We start from the raw sequence: 18,750 nt of genomic DNA, 5'->3' as shown, positions 1-18,750 counted from the left end.
GCCTACCTGTCCGTGCCGGTGCTGCTGCCCTCCTCGAACTCCTCCGACGAAAAGCACCTCGGTTCACTCAACATCTACAGCCACACGGCCGCGGCGTTCGACCCCTTCGACGAAGGGCTCATGCGGCTGTTCACGACAGCCGCGTCGGTCACGATCGCCAGCGCCCAGCGCTGGCAGCGCTCACGAGACCACATCGACAGCCTGGAGAAGGCCCTCGCCTCCCGGGCCGTCATCGACCAAGCAAAAGGTGTCCTGATGGCCGTGCACTCCTGCAGCGCCGACGAAGCCTTCACGATGCTCGTGCAGCGCTCACAGCACGAGAACGTCAAACTCCGCGACGTAGCCAAGAACCTCCTCGACTCGGTCGCCGGTTCCTGAACGGTCGGCGCCGTTCGCGGCAGACGGGCAACACCTCGCCCCGCCAGCTATTCGTCCTGGGTTCTCAAGCGTTCTGAGGCGCCGCTGATGAAGCTCTCCGCCGTCGACCGTGGCCTCGAGTGATGTGCGGCGGCGGCGCCGGGAAAGCGGGGATCGTGGACGCGCGAACTGTTCGCCCGCATGCGGTGCGCTGGTGGGCGTGTCAATGAGCAAGGCGACGTCTGGGCGCACGTCGCCGACTCCCTCCACGCTGAAGACGCAACTCGCCGGTTTCGTGGGAGCTCCACCTCAAAACTCGGCATACTGATGGGGCTCTGCCGAAACATCGGGCCGACCGCTATCCGCACCTGGACCCATTACCTGATCAAGGTTGCGTGACGCAGCACTAGCTGGGTCTTTCAGCTCAGGCTGAGGCGTGTTGACGGAGGTTTCTGCGAGGGCTTCCCATCCCGCAGAGCCCAACCGTGGGGCGGACCCGGTCGGCGCGGTGCTCATGGCTCATCCGTGCCGCGCGGTGCGTGGTCCCCCTACCCTTCCCGGTTCGACCAGGACAGGAAATCCGACCAGAACGCTGCTGTGGCGGCAACGACGTGCCGCTCCTCGTCGGCTCTGCCCTGCGGGCCGCCGAACTCCTGGTGCACGTAGTCGATGAGGTCGTACCCGTAGGGGATGATGTCGGCGCCGCGGATCGACAACACCGGGTGAGCGAATGTCGCCTGGCCCGCGGGCAGGTAGCGATGGGAGTAGACCGGAACCAGCTGCGGCACTGACGCCAAGTGCGCCCTCGCGCCGGCTACGGCGTCGGTCCGCCGGGCAGGGCGCGTGCCCCAGCTCGGATGCCAGAAGTCCGCCTCCGCCACCGCGAATACCACGTCCTCGACCGGTCTGTCGAGCCAGGAACGAAGCTGCGCGGCGTTGCCGTGACGCCAGTCGGGCCATGCCCCTCCCGTGGGCAGCCCCGCCGCGAGAAAAGCGCGGTGGTCGTCGGCGAACGCGAACCCGAACCGCGCTTCGATACCGGTCAACTCCTGCTCCGTCAACCCTGGGCGGATCTCGGCGCGTCCGAGCCGGGCCAGCAGGCGTGCAGCCTTGGCGCCGAGACTCACCCCGAACGGATTGATCATTTGTGCAGGTTACAGCCCCATGGCGTGCAATCAGGGCCCAAGAGCTGCGAGTTCGTCGACGCGCAGAAGATGTACGACGCGCATCGGAGCGATCGTCAGCACCGCACTCGCCCCGCTCGACATGGGAGGACCAGCCTGGACCGTCAGCAGACCGAGCCGATCACCGGGTCAACGTTCCGAGATGCGGCACCAGTAGTGTCGCTGCTTAGTTATGGCGCGTTTGGCTGGGAGGCTGTTGTCATGGCCTCCCAGTTGAAGCGGCCGGTGACGTTGTCGGCGCGGGATCGTGAAGAGCTGATCCGGCTGACCACCACTGGTGTGCGCTCAGCCTCAGCGATCAGGCGGGCGCGGGTACTGCTCGCGCTGGACACCTCGGCAGGTGAGCCCGATCCGAAGGAAGTGATCGCAGATCGGCTCGGGGTCTCGGGTGAGATGCTGCGGCTGGTCGCCAAGCGATTCGCCGAGACCGGCGGTGATGTCCTGGCCACGATCGGGCGCAAGAAGCGTGACCTTCCGCCGGTGCCCTCGCCGGTCACCGGTGAGGTCGAGGCCCGGTTGATCGCCCTGGCGTGCTCGCAGCCGCCGGCGGGGCATGCTCGATGGTCGTTGCGGCTGCTGGAAAAACACGTCGAGCTCACCGAGGACATCCCGAACCTGGACCACTCGACCATCGGCCGGGTTTTGAAAAAACGGAACTGCGTCCTCATCTGAGGAAGTGCTGGAACATCCCGCCGAAGGCGAACGCGGAGTTCGCAGCCCGCATGGAAGACGTCCTCGCCGTCTACGCCCGCCCGCACGACCCTGCCCGCCCGGTCGTGTGCATGGACGAGAAGCCCTTCCAGTTCCTTGGCGAGGTCCGCGACCCGCTGCCGGCCCGGCCGGGCCGCGATGCCCGCCAGGACAGTGAGTACGTCCGGTGCGGCACCTGCTCGATCTTCGTGTGGGCAGAACCGCTGCGTGGCTGGCGCCGCGTGCATGCCCTGGCCCAGCGCACCAAACTCGACTGGGCAGGGCAGGTCAAACACCTACTGGCCGTGGACTATCCCGACGCCGAGACCGTCGTGCTGGTCATGGACAACCTCAACACCCACGGCATCGCCTCGCTCTACGAAGCCTTCGACCCCGGCGAGGCCTTCGCCCTGGCTCAGCGACTCGAGATCCACCACACACCCAAACACGGGTCCTGGCTGCTCCTGCCACCGGTTCGCAAGCGCCCTCTCGTCCAACGCCAGTGCCGACGCCGCCGGCCGCACCGGCGCCACCGATACCACCGGCACCCGCGCCACCGGCGACGAGACCGCTGTTACCTCCGAGGCCACCAAGACCGCCGTTGCCGCCCTTGCCCGCGGTGAGCACGACGGTATCGCTACCGGCGCCGCCGGTGACGGTCCCGGCGTTGCCGGTAAAGCCGTCCCACCGCGGTGCCCAGGTCGACCAGGGCCCGGCCCGTCGTACTGGTACGTGCTGTCGATCCCTTGACCGACCTTTCACTCTGAAGTGAGCCCGGGACTGAGGTCTCCCCTGCCACCGCCTGCCTTGCTTTCGCCCGCCTGACCACCCACACGCCACGAAAATATCACCGAAACAGCGGACGGAAATTACGGAGGCGCGAATTACGAGAACAGCGGCAACGATCAACCGGTACTAGCCTGCGATCTTCACCGGGACGTTGACCAAATCTGTGGGACAACCTCGGTTCCAAGCCATGAGAAAATATGTGTTCCATAGTGTCTGATCAGGTTTTTTGCCAAGCCCACCACAATCAACTTCCGCACAGGTGGGCCATTTAGGGGACGGCGGTACCGGTCGGCGCATCTGAAGGAGTACACTTCGGTCTGTTACCCCGGACCTCGGTGACGTGACATGACCCGCGATGATCATGGGTACAGATCACGAGCCGAGGTTTTCGCATGTGCGAGTAGCCGCACAGGCTGCTTCGGCAAGGTCTCCGCGCGTCGCTCGCGCACTCTTCTCCGCTGGCGCGTCCGCGCTGTGCGGCTATGAACAAATCGTGTTCGGGAAATGAAGACATGAGGATCCAGCAGAGTCAGATCCGCCGGGTGATCGTCGCCGCGGTGGCCGGAGTTCTCGCGGTCCCCGGCTTGTGGGCGGTCGCTCCACTGACCGCCCAGGCCGCCGTCAACTGCGTCGTGAGCGCCGGTGTGACCCAGACCGACACCGTCGTGATTGGAAGTCCCGGCAACGACACGATCGACTGCGGCGGAACGGATCCCGCCAAGACGATCCGCGGCAACGGTGGCAACGACACCATCACCGGCTCAGCGCTCGACGACACGATCGACGGCGGCGACGGCAACGACACCCTCACCGGCGGCACCGGCAACGACACCCTCACCGGCGGCCTGGGCATCGACACGATCTCCGGCAGCGCGGGCACCGACACCCTCATCGGCGCTTCCGTCGACGGCAGCCAGGACAGCCTCGACGGTGGCCTCGGCGTCGACACCTGCCAGGGGCCCGCACCGGACCCCGACATCCACGCCAGCTGCGAGAACACCAGCACCCCGCCGGCAACGGGCCCCGGCTCGGGCACGGGAAACGCAACCGCACTGTGCATCGCGACCGGCGGCGTGCTCACCCTCACCGTGAACCCGGTGGGATATGTCTGCGTGTTCAACCCCCTCAGCCCGGCGAACCGCCGCGTCCAGGAAGCCCGCAGCATCTGCACCGGAGCCGGAGGAACGTTCGTGAGCCTGCTCCCCCTGAGCTACACCTGCCTCCTACCGACCACGCCATGAGGTATCCGCCCCACGAACTGATCCAGTCGCTGGGCATCCGAGCGAGGAGAGAAGTCAGGCCCTGATCCCGTCCCGAGAGGGCCCCGGGCTCCGCGGAGGCCAGGGTCCTCGTGCCGAACGCACCTGTCAGCCCCGGAACGCCGCTCGTGGCGTCTTCGACCGGTTGCGAACTCTCTCAGCAGGTATCGCAACCGGGTGAAATTCCAGACCGAAGTGTCCTGCCCAGCAGAATGTAGTCCGATGTGGACATACTGATCCCCAACCTCCGACAAGGCACCTCGCCGGTCGGGCCCGCCGCTCATGCAACGAAACGCTCCTCCGTTTGGACATCGTCACAACCATCGGCCAGTCGATCGTTGCGCAGGCCGAGCGCAACCGGGCCAAGACGCCACACCTGTCCGCCGCGGTCTGCTTCTACCGCTCCGTGCACGGGTTCGGCACGAGTTTCGTGTACTGAAGGGCGTGGGTCGAGGGCGGGGAGAGAGTCGATGGAACATCGTCTGTTCACCGTCATGCGGGTAGCGGATCTTTCCCGCCGCAAGGAGTTCTTCACCGCGATCGGGCTTCGGTTCGACCTCGATCTCACGCGTCGTCGACACCCGGACCGAAATCGAAGCCGTGTTCGACATCTTCGCCAACGACCGCGGCGATGTGGAGCTCATCGTCGACCGAGCCATCATCGCTGGTGGCCAGGAGTACTCGCCACCGTGGGATGCGGACTTCTTCCATCAACGCGTCTTCGAGGACCTCGACGGCCACCAGCGGAAGATCTGCTGGGTCAAGAACGCCCCGGCATCATGAGATGACACGTGCGCGACCTCGCACCGTCCGAGAAGTAATCACTCTCCCGGGTGTCTCAGCAACCGCCTGAACGGACGGCTCGGGTCGCGGCCATTCGTCGGTAGTGCCCGATGCGATGACGACTATCTGCAACTCGTACTGAATTCACGCTGAACGCCAGGCCAGGTCGTGGGCTGCCCGACACGGCCTGGTCAGCGCGGGCGAGCAGGCGCGGCGGTTGGGTCGCATGGGGCACGGGCGCATGGCCGGATGGCTGACTCCGCATGCGGACCCTGCTGAGCTGGGAGTCAAAGCCGAGTGGGGTGCGTTCGTCGCGCTGGTCGACGACAGGTTCGACCAGGAAGGGCAGTCACCGGCCGAGGTGCGGAAGCTGCTGCAACAGCTCCTTGAGGTGCTCAGCGGCGCGGACCGAAGTGAGCACCCGGTGGCAGCGGTGCGCGCACTCGGCGACCTGTGGGGCCGCACGAAAGCGGCGGCTCGGCCGGGATGAAGCGACCAGTTCATCGGGCTGTACCGGGACTTTGCCGAGGCCATCTGCACGGAGGCGGAGCTGCGGGCGTCTGGTGAGCGGCTCGGGCTCGACGATTACGTGGTGTTGCGCCGACGCACCATCACGGTGTTGCCGGTGCTGGCCGTCATGGAACGCGCTCTGCCCGAGGCCCGTCAACTGGACGGGTTGCGCAACGCGACCGCCGACATCATCGCCTGGACCAACGACCTGCGTTCCGCGCGGCGGGAGTTGGAGGAGGGCACGGACAATCTCATCACTGTGCTCGCCCGGCACCACCGGTGCAGCCTGGTCGAGGCTGCGGCGAAAGCTCGCACGATGCTCGCCGGGCGCATGGACGACTTCGAGCAGGGCGGTGCCGGCGGCGACCGGGCCTAGCTGATCCGCCGGGCGCGGGACGGATCCCTCGCCTGGCAACGCGAAACCCGTCGAAACACGACGGGCTCGGTGACTTCGGGCGAGCCTCGGAGGGGTGTGCGGGCGCTGGCCAGACATCTGGCTGTCGAGGTGGACGCCACCGGTGTCGTGGATGACCGGTGATGGCCGCGATCCACCGACGCTCGGCTGACCTGCACGAAACGTATTCCCGGCATGCACGAACTCGCTTTGATCTGATCTCGATCGGGTTTCCGGGCAGCGGCTTCCGAACCTGATCTGCGCGGGCACGCTGCACAAGGCCCGCACGACGGGCATCTCGACCAAGCGGCGCGACCGATCGGCTCGCGGAGGGCAAGCGGTGTGACAGCCGGCGCCAGCGGGTACTCGGAAGGTCGAACCTGCGGGGAGTGAGCCCATGCGTGGCGACATCGAGACCTACTTCGAAAACGGCCGGTGGAAGAACAAGGTCGAGGGGAACGACCTTCCTTCCAGCATTCACCTGTCCAAGGAAGATGCGCGCACGAACGGCCGTGAGATGGCCATCTCGCACGCGGTGGACCACGTCGTCCGCGGCCGGGACGGTTCGGTCGCGGAGCACGAGGTGTACCCCCGCGGGCGCGACCCGCGCACTCTCTCCCGCTGAATCTCTGGCGGCCGCCGGCAACGCGACTGTCCTGTGCTGGTGGCGTTCCGCCGTCCTGCTGAACGAGGCCGGCCCAATTCGCGACAACATCCACAGTGGACTTCGAACGCCACGGTCGGATAAGCGGCAGACAGTGTTCAAAAATTGAAGAATCGGTGAACGGCGAACGGCCGCACAACGGATCCCCCAGAATCACGGGAAGGGTTCGAACGGGTGCCGTCGTGGTGGCGTGCTTGCTCGCGCTGCTCGCGGCGGCTCTGATCGCGGGGCAGACCCATCCGAAGGTGCTGGCGCACGGGGGCGAGAGGTACCGGACGCACCTGCGCGACCGTGCCGCCGCCCACGGCGTCGGGGACCTGGTGGAGTTCGATCCGACCTACCTCGAGGCGAACGCGCTGGCGGACCTCGTGGGCCGGGCCGATGTCGTCCCGCTCCCCTACGACTCCTCCGAACAGGTCACGTCGGGCGTGCTCGTCGAAGCGCTCGCGGCGTGCGGACCGGTCGTCACCACGGTGTTCCCGCACGCCGTCGAACTGCTGGCCGGCGGAGCCGGTCTGCTGGTGCCGCACCGAGACCCTGCGGCCATCACGGCGGCGCTGCGGCGCGTGCTGACGGAGCCCCAGCTCGCCGCGGGAATGCACGACCGCTCCACCGAGCTCGGTCCGGCGCTGAGCTGGCCCGCGGTGGCCGGCCGGTATCTCCGCCTCGCCGAGGACCTGCTCACCACCCGAGTCGTCCTGACACGATGAGGGAACCCGACTTCTCCCACCTGGTGCGGCTCAGCGACGACACGGGTCTCTACGAGCACGCGGAAGGCCCCTTGCCGCGGCGGGAGCACGGCTACTGCCTCGACGACGTCGCCAGGGGTCTGGTGGTCCTGAGCCGCGAACCGGAACTGCCCGCCGAACTGGCCGGGCTGGCTGAGGGCTATCTGGCCTTCATGGCCTACGCGCAGAACGAGGACGGGCGCTTCCACAACCGTCTCGGGCCTAGGCCGCGACTGGCAGGACGAGCCGGGACTGGGCGACTGGTGGGGCCGGGCGCTGTGGAGACTCGGCACCGCCGCCGCCCGCTGCCCGGTGCCCTCGATCCGCCGGACAGCACTGGAGTGCTTCGACCGCAGCGCCCACCACCGGCCGCCGTCGGTGCGCTCGATGACGTTCGCCGCGCTCGGCGCCGCCGAGGGCCTCAGCGCCGATCCGGTCCACGCCTCCGCCGCCGCGCTGCTCGGCGATGTCCCCTCGTACGTCGGTGAACCACGTCCCGACCCGACGTGGCCGTGGCCCGAGAACCGGCTGTTCTACGCCAACGCCGCGCTGGCCGAGGCGCTGATCGCCGCGGGGATCTCCTCGCCGACGACAAGGTGCGCGATGACGGCCTGCGGCTGCTGGAGTGGCTGCTGGGCGTCGAGTCCACGGACTTCCACCTCTCACCGGTCCCAACCGGTGGGTGGTTCCTCGGCGAGCAGCGCCCGGCGTTCGACCAGCAGCCGATCGAGGCGGCCGCGATGGCCGACGCCTGCGCCCGCGGCTACCGCTGCACCGGCGACCCCACCTGACTCGCGGCATCCACCGTTCGATCGCGTGGTTCAACGGTGACAACGACCTCGGCTCGTCGATGCGCGACGATCAGACCGGCGGCGGTTACGACGGGCTGACCCCGCAAGGCCCGAACAACAACCAGGGGGCCGAGTCGACCCTGGCTCTGATCTCCACCCGCCAGCACCTGCGCACGCTCCTGAGGAGCACCGGATGAACGCACGCGTCACCCGAAGCCGGCTGCGGCTGCGTCCGGACCCGCGCCGGGTGATCACCAGGCTGTTCGTGCCCGGCGAGAAGGTGCCCGAGCACGAGTCGCGGTCCGCAGCCGTGATCCGGCGGGTCATGGCACTCGACGACGGCGTCGTCCTCGCCGCGCTCGAGCGCACGGTCCGCCTGTTCGCGGAACGGCACCAGGACATCCGCGCGACCTTCGCGGACAACTTCGCGAGCGTCAGCCACCGCCTGCCCGCGGACGTCGACCTGGCCGAACCCCGCCGGTTGCTGATCGGCGCGTACTTCACCCACGTGTACGCCGTCGTAGGGAGCGGCGGTGTGCACCCCGTCCATGGTCGTGCATCCCGACCAGAGCGGGATGGCACCCGACCGGCTGAGGTTCGTGCTGAGCGTCCGCTGCATCGGCGAGGGGCACCTGCCCTCGACAAGTTTCCAGACCGGGACGCTGGGGCCCGGTGACGACGTCAGCACGGATTCACGACCAGACGTCATCAGCATCGGCCTGCGCCGCGACGCCGTCCACGAGAAGAACGTCTTCCAGGGCAAGCTCTCCGAACGCGGCCACGACGACGAGGTCTCCGCCGCCGTGCTGAACCGGTGGCTGCCCACCCGGTTCACCGGCGCCGAACTGTTGGCAGGCCTGCACCCGAAGCTCCTCGCCAGGCAGGCGGCACACCGGACCGTCGAACTCGTCAGGTGGATCGCCGCGTACAACTACACGACCGAGTTCCCGGAGAACTCGATCGTGGGCGGGCGGGTGCTCTGGCCGTCCGGGGTGGCCGCAGGGTCGCGACGCGAGCGCTGCCGACCGCCTTCGTTGTCGTGGAACCGCTTCGCGTGGCCGCCGGGCTGGTACGGGCCTTGGAACACCCGGTCACCACATCGATTCGTCGTCCTCGCCTTCGCGGCACTCTCGCCGACACCTCTGCGCCGTACCATTCGCTGCGCGTTGAGCACGAGCGCCGCGAACTCGTTCCCCGCGGAAGGCGATGCAGCATGGACAACCTGGCTACCGTCCTCGGACGGAAAACGCGCACACCGCCGAAGCCGACCCGCAGGGACGCGGTGGAGTGCCGGGACGAGGCGGCCGTGGCTCTGACCACGCTGAGGGACGGGATGTCCGTCGAGGAGCCCCTCGACGGACATCCTCGAGCGGCTCGCCGACACCGCGACGAAAGCGATCCAGGACGCCGACGCGGTCACGGTCACGGTCACGGTGAGCGCCCGAGGACCGCCGCGGCCAGCGACAGCACTTTCGCCGGAGCCGACGAGAGGCAGTACGACGCCGACCGCGGCCCCTGCCTGGAATCCGCGCGCGCTTGCCTTTCCGTGGCCATCGAGCTTCCGGCATCGGACAGCAACGACGCCGTCCACATGGGATCGCTCAACATCTGCAGCTACAGCGCGCCGGCCTTCGACCCGTCCGACGAGAGCGTGATGTGGTTGTTCACCACGGCGGCCAGCGCGGCGATCAGCAACGCCCACCAGCGGCAGAGATCGCGTGAGCACATCGGCAACCTCGAGACCGCGCTGGCCTCACGTGCAGTCATCGAGCAGGCCAAGCGGATTCTCATGGCGGTGCACGCCTGCACCGCCGACCAGGCCTTCGAACTGCTCGTCCAGCAGTCGCAGCACAACGACGTCAGACTCCGTGACGTCGCCAGGCACCTCCACGGCAGCGTCGCCGGGCGGTGAGCAGGTCCGGTCGGTCCGCCCAGGTACATGGCGACCCGAGTCATGTGCACCCGAACAGCGGCGGATCACGACGTGGGTGCCGTACTAAGATCGATGTCGATCCAGCCGCCCCGGACCCCGGCGGCACCATCCGCCACTCAAGGCTCGGGGTGCCCGTCATGATCGGACTTTCCAACGCCACACGCCCGGAAGAACACACTCGGGCGTTGCGCGAACTGGACCACCGCAGTGGCGGTGAGAACTGCCTCGATGACATCCGGCGCCAGGTCCGTGACAGCCTGCCGTTGCTCACCACACGCGTGCCGGCGCACGTACGGCAGCGACTGCACGCCGCTGTGGCAAATCTGCGGAACATCGCGGGGTGGGCCAGATTCGACGCGGGCCTGGTGAGCTCCGCGCACCACCACTTCGGCCACGCCCTCGCCCTGGTCGGGCTCGCGCGTGCGGACGGGTTGACGGCCAACGTGTGCTACCGGCTGGGGCGCGTGTTCCTGCACCACGGGCAGATCGACAAGGCGTTGCGCCACTTCGACATCGGCCGGCTCGCGGCTGCCAAGGCCGGCGACGACCTCGCGGCCGGCATCCTCTCCGTGAACGCGGCGTGGGCGTACGCCAAGAAGGGGGCCGAGCACGGCGCCCTCGCGCTGCTCGATCGCGGCCAGGACGAGTTCGCGGCCGTGAACCGCGTCGACGTGGCCGGTTGGGCGGCTTTCTTCACCGAGGCGGAACTCTCCGCGATCGCAAGAGCCGTGCACACGGACCTGTCGGTCACGGTGGGACGACGGCACGCGCGGACCGCCGTTCCCCTGCTCACCACGGCAATCGGCGAGTACGACGAGATACTGGTCCGGGGCCGAACGTTCAGCTTGATCCTGTTGTCCACCAGCCATCTGGTCGAAGGAGACGTCCGGGGCGTGGTGGACTGCGGGATGCGGGCCCTCACGATGTCGGCACTCGTCGACTCGGCCCGCGTGCGCGACCGCTTCCGCCCGCTCGCGTCCCTGGTACGCAGGCATGAGGACTACGCAGGGGCGTGGGGCCTCGCCGACCACATCGACGCGGGTCACGGTACTTCCAGGGCGTCGTGAGCGGTCCGGTGTGGCCCGGCCTTCGGCACCTCGCGGCACTCACCGAAGATCAGCGCGAAGTCCTGCGCCTGCGGGTCGTTCGAGGCCTCTCCGCGGAGCAGACGGCACACGTGCTCGGGTCCACGCCAGCAGCGGTACGCCTGGTGCAGCACCAGGCGCTCGAAACCCTCCGTGCTGTGATCAGGCTGTCCTGACCTCGGTGCCGTGAGGCGCAATCACTGCATCGGTGCTTCCGCCACTCGCCAAACAGACGCACGAGCGTCGATACGTTTGTGAGCCGCACCGCGAAAAATCGCGACAAAAATCGTTGACCACGAGATGGTCCAATTTTTCCTAAGGGAGATTGTTTCAGAACAAACCCCCGGAAACCATTCTGGCGCGACCATGCGGAGCGACACCAGGGCCCTACTGCAGCCCACCCTTCGACAGAGAACGCTGGTCACGTGCACTTTCAGTCCGGCACCAGGTCACGCGCACGCCCGTCCCGCAGCACCGGCCGCCCGGCGCGGCCTTCGCACAATGAGTTGAAGAAGTTTGAGAACGACCGCGCAGGGGCTACTCTGATATTGATCCGCCCGGACCCCGCGGTCGCTCTGATCTCACGAGGAGATTTCAGTTGAGCACCGTATGCGGCAAAGCATGAACGCGGTCCCGGCCGACGCGTCAGTGATCGTCCAGCGCCTGCATCTCTCCGCCGGCTTCCACGCCACCGGACGCGACTGGGTCGTGGGGTGTCTGGCCGCGCTCGGCACCCGCCTGCGGTCGTACCGCGACGACCAGGTGGACCTGGAGATCAGCCTGAAGGACCGCGACGGCGACGAGCAGCGGGTCGTCCCGCAGTGCTGGATCAGCAGCGCGCACCGCGTGCACTTCGTCGCGACCTCGTCGAAGCAGCGGTTGTTGTCGTCGGCACTCGGCGAGGCCAGGGACGACCTGATCCGTCAGGTCGACGAGGCGAAGACAGACCCGCACCGAACCGCGTCACAACCGATCGCTGCGGCCGGTGGCGCCCGAACCCGGGATCGGCTAGCGACATGAGCACCGAGCAGCACCGCCAGGTGGCCGACGTGGAGACCTACGAGAACGAGGACGAGCACCGGCAGGTCGCCGTTCGCCACGTCTGCATCGCCTGCGGCGTGCGGACGAACGCGGTCGGCAGCGCGATCTACCTGCGGACCACACGAAATGGCGTCCAGCCGTTCGAGACCGCCGGCTTCTGCGGGGTGGAAATCGCTGAATTGCAGACCATGCTCGCGGAGGGTCCGGCTTTCACGGCGACGCGGCAGAACTGGCCCGTGCTGGTGCCGGACCTCGCCGCCACGAAGCACTGGCCCGTCTTTGCCCCCGCTGCCATCGCGATCGGGGTGGCGGCGATGTTCGCGTTCCCATTGGTGCTCAACGCGCACTCGCTCGGCACTCTGGAGATCCACCGGGACGCCTGCGGCGCCCTGCTCCCGGACGAGATCGCCGACGCGGTGCACCTGGCCGACGTGGCCACGGCCCTGTTGCTCGACCGGCCCGCGGGCCGGAGCGCAGAGGACGAGCACGGCGGAAAGGCGTCCATCCGCACGCGTGGACCGTCCGGCCCTGCGGTCCGCCACCTCTTCTCGGTGGCGAACGACCGGGCCGAGCGCGGACTCATGTGCACCAACATCGACAAGTAGAGGTGGCGTGAATGTCGGACCGGGTGGCCCAGACCTTCGTCGCGCTGGCCGACGAACAAGGTGCTCAAGCTGATGGCCGTCTCGACCAAGATGACCCGGCCGCTGGAGCACCACCTGGCACACGACGGAGAAGGCCCTTCCGAGGAGTGCTTCCGCTCAGGTCAGAGCGTCCGGTGTGACGACCTGCGCGCGGGGCCACCGCGGTGGCCCCGGTTCAACGCCGCCTCGGTGCGCCTCGGGTTCGTCGCGGTCGACGCGGTGCCGATGCGGCTGCGGAGCGAGGTCATCGGCACGCTCAACCTGTTCCGGACCTCGCCGGATGCACTCCCCCCGAGGCGACGACGTTGGCGCAGTCGTTCGCGAACGTCGCGACGATCAGCCTTCTCCAGGTGCGCGCGATCCGGCGGAACCGGGTGCTCGCGGAACAGCTGCAAGCCGCACTCACGAGCCACATCACCATCGAGCAGGCCAAGGGCGTGCTGACGGAGCGCCCGCAGATCGACGTGGAGGACGCCTTCTCGCTGATGCGCACCCACGCCCGCAACACCAACCAGCTGCTCTCCGAAGTGCCCCGAGGGCGAGCCCGGCAGCGAACTCGTCCGCGACGAACCGCTGAGCTTCGATCCCCGCGAACGCCGCTACGGGTGGCGCACCGTGCGACACGGCCGGGTCACCATCCCCAACCCGGCCCACCTGCCGGTACCTGCGGACGTCGCCAGCGATCCCCTCGACCCGATGACTGTGTTCGAGGAGATCTTCTGATGCACCTGACCCGGTTCGAGATCAACCCGGCCCGCCGCGCCGCCCGCGATCTGCTCGCCTCACCGCAGAAACTCCACGCCGCCGTGCTGGCCGGTTCCCCACCCTGGCCGCGGCACCGGCCGGGAACGGGCGGGTGTTGTGGCGGCTTGATCAGCGTGACCATCAAGCCCTGCTCTACATCGTCAGCCCGCACAAGCCCGACCTCACCCATCTGGTCGAGGACGTCGGCTGGCCCACCACCCACGGTTGGGACACCCGTGACTACACCCGCCTGCTCGACCGGCTCAACGCCGGCGACGAGTGGGCGTTCCGGCTCAAGGCCAACCCGGTGAGCAACCGGCGCAAAAGCGACGACGCCGCACGATCACAGCGTTTCGGTCACGTCACCGTGGCCCAGCAGACCGACTGGCTGCTCAACCGGACCGAACGCCACGGCTTCACCATTCCCCGCGGCGAGCACAAAGAACCCGACGTGGCCGTCCGCGGTCGCGAACACCTCAAGTTCCAGCGCCAAGGACGCGCCGTCACCCTGGCCACCGCCGTGTTCGAGGGCCGCCTGGAGATCACCGACCCCGACGCGCTGCGGCACAGCCTCACCCACGGCATCGGACACGGCAAGGCCTACGGCTGCGGGCTGCTCACCCTCGCCCCGGTGAAGCGTGCCTGACATCCCCGGCGCGAGGCCGGTCCCGCTGTCGCAGCTGGTTCAGCGCAGCTCGACCCTGTTACCACACCTTGACTTCTTCCAGTGTTCTCCCCCGGCCAGCCGGCACATGCCGACCGCCGCGGAGCGCGGACGCCCGTGCGCAAACCAAGTGAAAAGAGCTGACGCAGGTACCAAGAGCGCTGCGGCGACGCCAGTGCCGCTAGCCGGAAGGACGTCGCCTCACCGCTGCGATACGGCGGCGCCATTTGTCGAGTTCCACCAGCACGTACGTCAGGGCGCTCAGCACCAGGACGGAAGTCCAGGTGTGCCAGGGCATTGGCGCGGCGTGGAACAAGGTGTTCATCGCGGGCAGGTAGGTCAGCAGCAGTTGCAGACCGATGGTCAGCGCGATACCACCGAGCAGCCATCGGTTGCTCAGCAGCCCGGCGCGCGACCGCAGGTTTTCCAGTGATCGGCAGTTCATCAGGTAGGCGATCTGCGCGCCGACGAACACGTTGACCGCCACGGTGCGGGCGAGTTCGAGTGACGCCCCGGAGGAGAGCTGCCAGCGGAACGCTCCGAACGAGCAGGCGAGCAGGACCGCGGAGACGAACGCGACGCGCCCCACCAGCGATCTGGTCAGCAGGGGCAGGGTCGGCGGCAACGGCGGCCGGCGCATGACGCCTGGCTCGCGGGGTTCGAAGGCGAGGGGCAGGCCGAGCGCGACGGCGGTGGTCATGTTGATCCACAGGATCTGCACCGGGAGGATCGGCAGGGCTGTGCCCAGCACGATCGCGGTGAGGATCACCAGGCCTTCTGCCATGTTGGTGGGCAGGGTCCAGATGATGAACTTGCGCAGGTTGTCGAAGACCGCGCGGCCTTCCTCGACGGCGGCGCGGATCGAGGAGAAGTTGTCGTCGGTGAGCACCATGTCGGCCGCCTGCTTGGCGACCTCGGTGCCTCCCTTGCCCATCGCCACGCCGATGTCCGCGCGGCGCAGGGCGGGTGCGTCGTTCACACCGTCCCCGGTCATCGCGACCACCTCGCCTCGTGCCTGGAATTCCGTGACCAGCCGCAGCTTCTCCTCCGGTGACACTCTCGCGTAGACGTCGTCGATGTCGAAGTGGGCCGCGATCGACCGTGCGGTCGCCGGGTGGTCACCGGTGATCATCTTCACTTCGATGCCGGCGGCCTGGCAGGCGTGCACGGCCTCGATCGCCTCGGGACGAGGTGGGTCCTGCATCGCGACCAGTCCGAGCAAGGTCACCTTGCCGCGCAGTGCTTCCTCGGTCAGCTCAGCGCCATGGGCGGTTCCGATCGCGAGCACTCGCAGGCCGTCGCGTGCCAGTTCTTCGGCTTCGACGCCGTGTTCCAAGCCTGCGAGTTCGAGCACGCGTTCCACCGCGCCCTTGACGTACACGGCGCCGCCGGTGTGCTGGGTCGCCATGAACAGGCGTTCCGAGCTGAACGGCAGCACGTCCACCCGTGCCGGCACGTCGGCGGTGCCGAGTCCTGCTTTGCGGGCCGCGACGACGAGTGCGGCCTCGGTCGGGTCGCCGACAGGCTGCCACTCACTTTTCTCCTCGATGATTCGCGCGTCGTTGCACGCCCACGCGGCGAGCAGGCATTCTCGGACCGCCGCGTCCGCGGGTGGCGCGAGGTCCCCTTCTGGGGAATAGCCGATACCGGTTAGCTCGTGGTGCCGGGTGCCGACGACGACCGTCCGCACGGTCATGGCGTTTGCGGTCAAGGTGCCGGTCTTGTCGGTGCAGATCACCGTGGTGCTGCCGAGGGTTTCCACGGCGGGCAGCCGGCGAACGATCGCGTTCCTGCGTGCCATCCGCGCGACGCCGATCGCGAGCGTCGCCGTCACCGCCGCGGGCAGGCCTTCCGGAATCGCGCCCACCGCGAGGGCAACCGCCGCGGTCACCATGCCCGCCAGCGGTTCTCCTCGCAGCAGTCCGACCGCGACGCTGGCCACGGCCAGCCCGAGGATCACCAGTGTCAGCACCTGGCTGAACCGTGCGAGTTTGCGTGTCAGCGGCGTCCGGACCGTCACCGTCGTGCCCACGAGGCGGTGCACTCGGCCGATCTCGGTGTCGGTGCCCGTCGCGGTGACGACGCCTCGGCCGCTGCCGGCAGTGACCAGTGTGCTGGAGTAGGCCGTGTTGGCCCGGTCGGCGAGCGCGGTGTCCGGTGGCAGTGCCAGTGGGTCTTTCGACACCGGCGAGGATTCGCCGGTGAGTGCGGACTCGTCGACGCTGAGCTCCTGCGTGTCGACGAGTCTCAGGTCGGCGGCCACCTGGTCGCCCGCTTCCAGGAGAACGACGTCACCGGTCACCAGTTGGGCGGATGGGACACGGGACGTGACGCCGTCGCGCAACACCGTGGCCTCGGTGCGTGTCATCGCCGCGAGGGCGTCCAGTGCGCGTTCGGCCCGCATCTCCTGCAGAAACCCGATGATCGCGTTGATCACGACGACGGCGAGCACGACAGACGCGTCGACGATCTCGCCGAGTGCGGCGGTGAGCACCGCGGCCGCGAGCAGGACGTAGATAAGCGGGTTGTGCAGCTGTTTCAGCAGCCGCACAACCCAGTTCGACCCTCGGCTGGGCGGCAACTCGTTCGGTCCGAGCTCCGCGAGCCTGCTCTGCCAGTCTGAAGTGGACAGTCCGGTCATCGCATCGGAGCGGGCCTGTCGCACGACCTCGTCGGCCGGCTGCGCGTGCGGAGTGGGAGCCTTGGGATCAGCTGTGGTCAGCGGCATGGCTCTGCTCGTTGCGTGCCTCTCGTTGCACGGGGATCACGAGGACGGGTGCGGACGAGTGCCGCACGCAGTGCGTGCTGGTCGATCCGAGAACGGTCTTGCGCAGCCAGTGCCCGCTGTGAGTGGCCACGACGAGCATGGCCGCACCCACCGACTGCTGCTCCAGTGCTTCGGACGCCGGCATCCCTCGGGCCGCGTCTGTTTGCGTCCAGTCCGCGAGCGGCTCGTAGTTCCACGCGTGCACGACGTGCAGCGGGCAGTCGCGGACGAGAGCCTCGTCCATCGCCCACTGCAACGCTCGCTCTGACACCGACGTTCCATCGACCCCGACAACGATCGGGTTTGCTGTGCTCATGACTCCACCTCGTCGACTCCGAGCCTCGACCGGCGGCGGGCGCCGGCACGCGTTGCCTGTCCTTGACCCGTGTCGGAAAGCGCTGCCACGAGCAGCACGGCGCTGCGCGAGGCCTCGATCAGCACCGACTTGGGATCGCCCTCGGCGAGGGTCCTGCACACCCCGGAGCCGTTGCCCGCCCTCACCGCTTTGTCGAGTACGGCCTGGTGTCCCGCGCGCACGCGTTCGGACGTCCACTCCATGCCGAACTCGACGGGAATCGGACCGATCATCAGGGCGTGGTGCCGGTGCCAGGCGAAGATCGCGACGACCGGGTAGCCGTGGTGCCGCGCCTCCGCCGGAGCCCAGCCCGGTGCCGCCTCGCTGGAGGGAGATCCGTCCACGCCAACCACGATGGTCCCGGTCGCGATGTCGCTCATGGCCGTACGATCGCGAGCGGGCAGGGCGCGTGGTAAACCAGCGCCTGGCTGGTCGAGCCGATCAGCATTCCGGCGAACCCGCCGTACCCTCGACTGCCCACCACCAGCAGCTGGGCCTGCTCGCCGAACCGCGTCAAGGCTCGTACCGGCCGGTCGTGCAGCACGACGCGGTCGACCTGCACGTCTGGGTACTTCTCCTGCCAGCCGGCGAGTTGTTGTGCCAGCAGGCGTTGTTCCTGCTCCTCGACACGGTTCCAGTTGATCGCGAACTGCGAGTCGTCGAAGTCGCTGCCGATCATGAGGTTGTGCCACGACATCACCGCGGTGAGCGGCGCGCGACGCACCGATGCGGCCTCGAACGCGAACGCCACCGCTGCCTCGCTCGTCGGCGACCCGTCGACGCCGACGACCACCGGCCCCTCAGAACGCGGTGTCCCACGCACGACCACGAGCGGGCATTGGCCGTGCGACGCCAGTGCGAGCGCGGTCGAGCCGACGAGCAACCCGGTGACGCCGCCGAGTCCTTGCGATCCGAGCACCATCAGCCGGGCCTCACGCGACTCCTCGATCAGCGATGTCGCTGCACCCCCTGCGACGACGTGCGTCGTCACATCGATGTCGGGCGCACCAGCCAGTGCGGCTTGGGCGGCCTCGTCCAGCCATGTGCGCGCTTGTGCTTCGATCGCCTGGTGGACCTCGGTGCCCGTGAGGATGACCTCCGGATAGCCGCGGCTCGGCAGGAGGTAGCCGTGCACCAGGCGCAACGGTGCGTGGTGGCGGGCGCAGTCGTGGGCTGCCCACCTCACCGCCGCGAGCGCAGAGGACGAGCCGTCGATACCGACCACGACGGGTGCCGCAGGTCCCTTCATCACGAGTTCTCCTCATACCAAGAGTCGTACGTGGGCATCACCATCCACTCAGGACACACCCAAGTGGCGCGCGGAGACGCGGAACCCTCGCGAGCGAGGTTCCGGCGATTCGGTGCACG

Annotated in this window: 27 protein-coding genes; 19 read left to right on the top strand and 8 right to left on the bottom strand. The window is 68.2% G+C overall.

Annotated features, from left to right (window positions below):
• Positions 1–378: ANTAR domain-containing response regulator (locus tag ACZ7CD_RS39110; RefSeq protein WP_470380940.1), on the top strand; the 378-nt coding region annotated here is incomplete at its 5' end.
• Between the two features lie 527 nt (positions 379–905).
• Here ACZ7CD_RS39110 and ACZ7CD_RS39105 read toward each other — a convergent pair.
• A complete protein-coding gene (locus ACZ7CD_RS39105) occupies positions 906–1,502 on the bottom strand; it encodes a hypothetical protein (protein ID WP_458433547.1) in 597 nt (198 codons plus the stop codon).
• 240 nt (positions 1,503–1,742) lie between these two features.
• On the opposite strand from ACZ7CD_RS39105, the gene ACZ7CD_RS39100 reads away from it, so the two are divergent.
• The 4 genes from ACZ7CD_RS39100 to ACZ7CD_RS39085 all read left to right on the top strand — a co-directional run bounded on the left by ACZ7CD_RS39100 (position 1,743) and on the right by ACZ7CD_RS39085 (position 4,718).
• The gene (locus ACZ7CD_RS39100; protein ID WP_470380939.1) at positions 1,743–2,213 is read left to right on the top strand and encodes a helix-turn-helix domain-containing protein; all 471 of its coding nucleotides are present in this window, start codon (positions 1,743–1,745) and stop codon (positions 2,211–2,213) included.
• Positions 2,214–2,263: 50 nt separating this feature from the next.
• Positions 2,264–2,854, top strand: a complete 591-nt coding sequence (locus ACZ7CD_RS39095) for a transposase (RefSeq protein WP_470380938.1) — start codon at positions 2,264–2,266, stop codon at positions 2,852–2,854.
• A 678-nt stretch (positions 2,855–3,532) separates the two neighbouring features.
• Positions 3,533–4,261 carry a calcium-binding protein gene (locus ACZ7CD_RS39090; RefSeq protein WP_470376297.1) on the top strand — a complete coding sequence of 243 codons (729 nt, stop codon included), beginning with the start codon at positions 3,533–3,535 and terminating at the stop codon, positions 4,259–4,261.
• A 322-nt stretch (positions 4,262–4,583) separates the two neighbouring features.
• Positions 4,584–4,718, top strand: coding sequence for a hypothetical protein (locus ACZ7CD_RS39085; RefSeq protein WP_458433552.1), 135 nt, complete (start codon positions 4,584–4,586; stop codon positions 4,716–4,718).
• A 125-nt stretch (positions 4,719–4,843) separates the two neighbouring features.
• Here ACZ7CD_RS39085 and ACZ7CD_RS39080 read toward each other — a convergent pair whose 3' ends face one another.
• Positions 4,844–5,020, bottom strand: coding sequence for a hypothetical protein (locus tag ACZ7CD_RS39080; RefSeq protein ID WP_470380937.1), 177 nt, complete (start codon positions 5,018–5,020; stop codon positions 4,844–4,846).
• Between the two features lie 283 nt (positions 5,021–5,303).
• Here ACZ7CD_RS39080 and ACZ7CD_RS39075 point away from each other — a divergent pair, with 283 nt between their 5' ends.
• The 7 genes from ACZ7CD_RS39075 to ACZ7CD_RS39045 all read left to right on the top strand — a co-directional run bounded on the left by ACZ7CD_RS39075 (position 5,304) and on the right by ACZ7CD_RS39045 (position 8,825).
• Entirely contained in the window at positions 5,304–5,552 is a 249-nt protein-coding gene (locus ACZ7CD_RS39075) for an isoprenoid biosynthesis enzyme family protein (protein ID WP_360401477.1), read from the top strand.
• Between the two features lie 12 nt (positions 5,553–5,564).
• On the top strand, positions 5,565–5,948 hold the full coding sequence (locus ACZ7CD_RS39070; protein ID WP_470376302.1) for a terpene synthase family protein: 384 nt from the start codon (positions 5,565–5,567) through the stop codon (positions 5,946–5,948).
• A gap of 415 nt (positions 5,949–6,363) precedes the next feature.
• On the top strand, positions 6,364–6,591 hold the full coding sequence (locus ACZ7CD_RS39065) for a DUF2188 domain-containing protein (RefSeq protein WP_458433553.1): 228 nt from the start codon (positions 6,364–6,366) through the stop codon (positions 6,589–6,591).
• 221 nt (positions 6,592–6,812) lie between these two features.
• Entirely contained in the window at positions 6,813–7,340 is a 528-nt protein-coding gene (locus tag ACZ7CD_RS39060) for a glycosyltransferase (protein WP_470380936.1), read from the top strand.
• 614 nt (positions 7,341–7,954) lie between these two features.
• A complete protein-coding gene (locus ACZ7CD_RS39055) occupies positions 7,955–8,149 on the top strand; it encodes a hypothetical protein (protein ID WP_360401486.1) in 195 nt (64 codons plus the stop codon).
• Between the two features lie 59 nt (positions 8,150–8,208).
• Positions 8,209–8,346, top strand: a complete 138-nt coding sequence (locus ACZ7CD_RS39050) for a hypothetical protein (RefSeq protein WP_360401489.1) — start codon at positions 8,209–8,211, stop codon at positions 8,344–8,346.
• Complete coding sequence (locus ACZ7CD_RS39045) at positions 8,343–8,825, top strand: hypothetical protein (protein WP_458433555.1); 483 nt, start codon at positions 8,343–8,345, stop codon at positions 8,823–8,825. The genes ACZ7CD_RS39050 and ACZ7CD_RS39045 overlap by 4 nt, the downstream gene beginning before the upstream one ends.
• A gap of 16 nt (positions 8,826–8,841) precedes the next feature.
• Here the strand turns inward: ACZ7CD_RS39045 and ACZ7CD_RS39040 are convergent, their stop codons facing one another.
• Both ACZ7CD_RS39040 and ACZ7CD_RS39035 read right to left on the bottom strand, forming a co-directional pair.
• A complete protein-coding gene (locus tag ACZ7CD_RS39040) occupies positions 8,842–9,012 on the bottom strand; it encodes a hypothetical protein (RefSeq protein ID WP_470380935.1) in 171 nt (56 codons plus the stop codon).
• Positions 9,013–9,080: 68 nt separating this feature from the next.
• Entirely contained in the window at positions 9,081–9,236 is a 156-nt protein-coding gene (locus ACZ7CD_RS39035) for a hypothetical protein (RefSeq protein WP_470368765.1), read from the bottom strand.
• Positions 9,237–9,455: 219 nt separating this feature from the next.
• Here ACZ7CD_RS39035 and ACZ7CD_RS39030 point away from each other — a divergent pair, with 219 nt between their 5' ends.
• From ACZ7CD_RS39030 to cas6e, 7 genes are all read left to right on the top strand, one after another.
• Complete coding sequence (locus ACZ7CD_RS39030) at positions 9,456–10,061, top strand: ANTAR domain-containing response regulator (RefSeq protein WP_470380934.1); 606 nt, start codon at positions 9,456–9,458, stop codon at positions 10,059–10,061.
• Between the two features lie 206 nt (positions 10,062–10,267).
• Positions 10,268–11,149 carry a tetratricopeptide repeat protein gene (locus ACZ7CD_RS39025; RefSeq protein ID WP_470380933.1) on the top strand — a complete coding sequence of 294 codons (882 nt, stop codon included), beginning with the start codon at positions 10,268–10,270 and terminating at the stop codon, positions 11,147–11,149.
• On the top strand, positions 11,095–11,343 hold the full coding sequence (locus tag ACZ7CD_RS39020) for a sigma factor-like helix-turn-helix DNA-binding protein (RefSeq protein WP_470380932.1): 249 nt from the start codon (positions 11,095–11,097) through the stop codon (positions 11,341–11,343). Before ACZ7CD_RS39025 ends, ACZ7CD_RS39020 begins: the two co-directional genes overlap by 55 nt.
• A 445-nt stretch (positions 11,344–11,788) precedes the next feature.
• On the top strand, positions 11,789–12,187 hold the full coding sequence (locus tag ACZ7CD_RS39015; RefSeq protein ID WP_360401504.1) for an HPF/RaiA family ribosome-associated protein: 399 nt from the start codon (positions 11,789–11,791) through the stop codon (positions 12,185–12,187).
• On the top strand, positions 12,184–12,813 hold the full coding sequence (locus tag ACZ7CD_RS39010; protein ID WP_360401507.1) for a GAF domain-containing protein: 630 nt from the start codon (positions 12,184–12,186) through the stop codon (positions 12,811–12,813). Before ACZ7CD_RS39015 ends, ACZ7CD_RS39010 begins: the two co-directional genes overlap by 4 nt.
• A gap of 72 nt (positions 12,814–12,885) precedes the next feature.
• Positions 12,886–13,296, top strand: a complete 411-nt coding sequence (locus ACZ7CD_RS39005; protein WP_470380931.1) for a GAF domain-containing protein — start codon at positions 12,886–12,888, stop codon at positions 13,294–13,296.
• A 415-nt stretch (positions 13,297–13,711) separates the two neighbouring features.
• Positions 13,712–14,242, top strand: a complete 531-nt coding sequence (gene cas6e / locus ACZ7CD_RS39000) for a type I-E CRISPR-associated protein Cas6/Cse3/CasE (protein ID WP_470380930.1) — start codon at positions 13,712–13,714, stop codon at positions 14,240–14,242.
• Positions 14,243–14,441: 199 nt separating this feature from the next.
• Here the strand turns inward: cas6e and ACZ7CD_RS38995 are convergent, their stop codons facing one another.
• From ACZ7CD_RS38995 to ACZ7CD_RS38980, 4 genes are read right to left on the bottom strand one after another with little or no spacing between them, the layout of a single operon-like run.
• A complete protein-coding gene (locus ACZ7CD_RS38995; RefSeq protein WP_470380929.1) occupies positions 14,442–16,988 on the bottom strand; it encodes a cation-translocating P-type ATPase in 2,547 nt (848 codons plus the stop codon).
• A complete protein-coding gene (locus ACZ7CD_RS38990; RefSeq protein WP_360401513.1) occupies positions 16,969–17,343 on the bottom strand; it encodes a universal stress protein in 375 nt (124 codons plus the stop codon). Before ACZ7CD_RS38990 ends, ACZ7CD_RS38995 begins: the two co-directional genes overlap by 20 nt.
• Entirely contained in the window at positions 17,340–17,762 is a 423-nt protein-coding gene (locus tag ACZ7CD_RS38985; protein WP_470380928.1) for a universal stress protein, read from the bottom strand. Before ACZ7CD_RS38985 ends, ACZ7CD_RS38990 begins: the two co-directional genes overlap by 4 nt.
• Positions 17,759–18,631 (bottom strand): universal stress protein, encoded by an 873-nt coding sequence (locus ACZ7CD_RS38980; RefSeq protein WP_470380941.1) that lies wholly within the window; start codon positions 18,629–18,631, stop codon positions 17,759–17,761. Before ACZ7CD_RS38980 ends, ACZ7CD_RS38985 begins: the two co-directional genes overlap by 4 nt.
• Positions 18,632–18,750 lie beyond the last annotated feature (119 nt).

This window comes from Lentzea sp. NPDC036949 (assembly GCF_055608075.1).
Note: the sequence above shows the minus strand (reverse complement) of the source record. Positions and strands in the feature narration are given on the sequence as shown.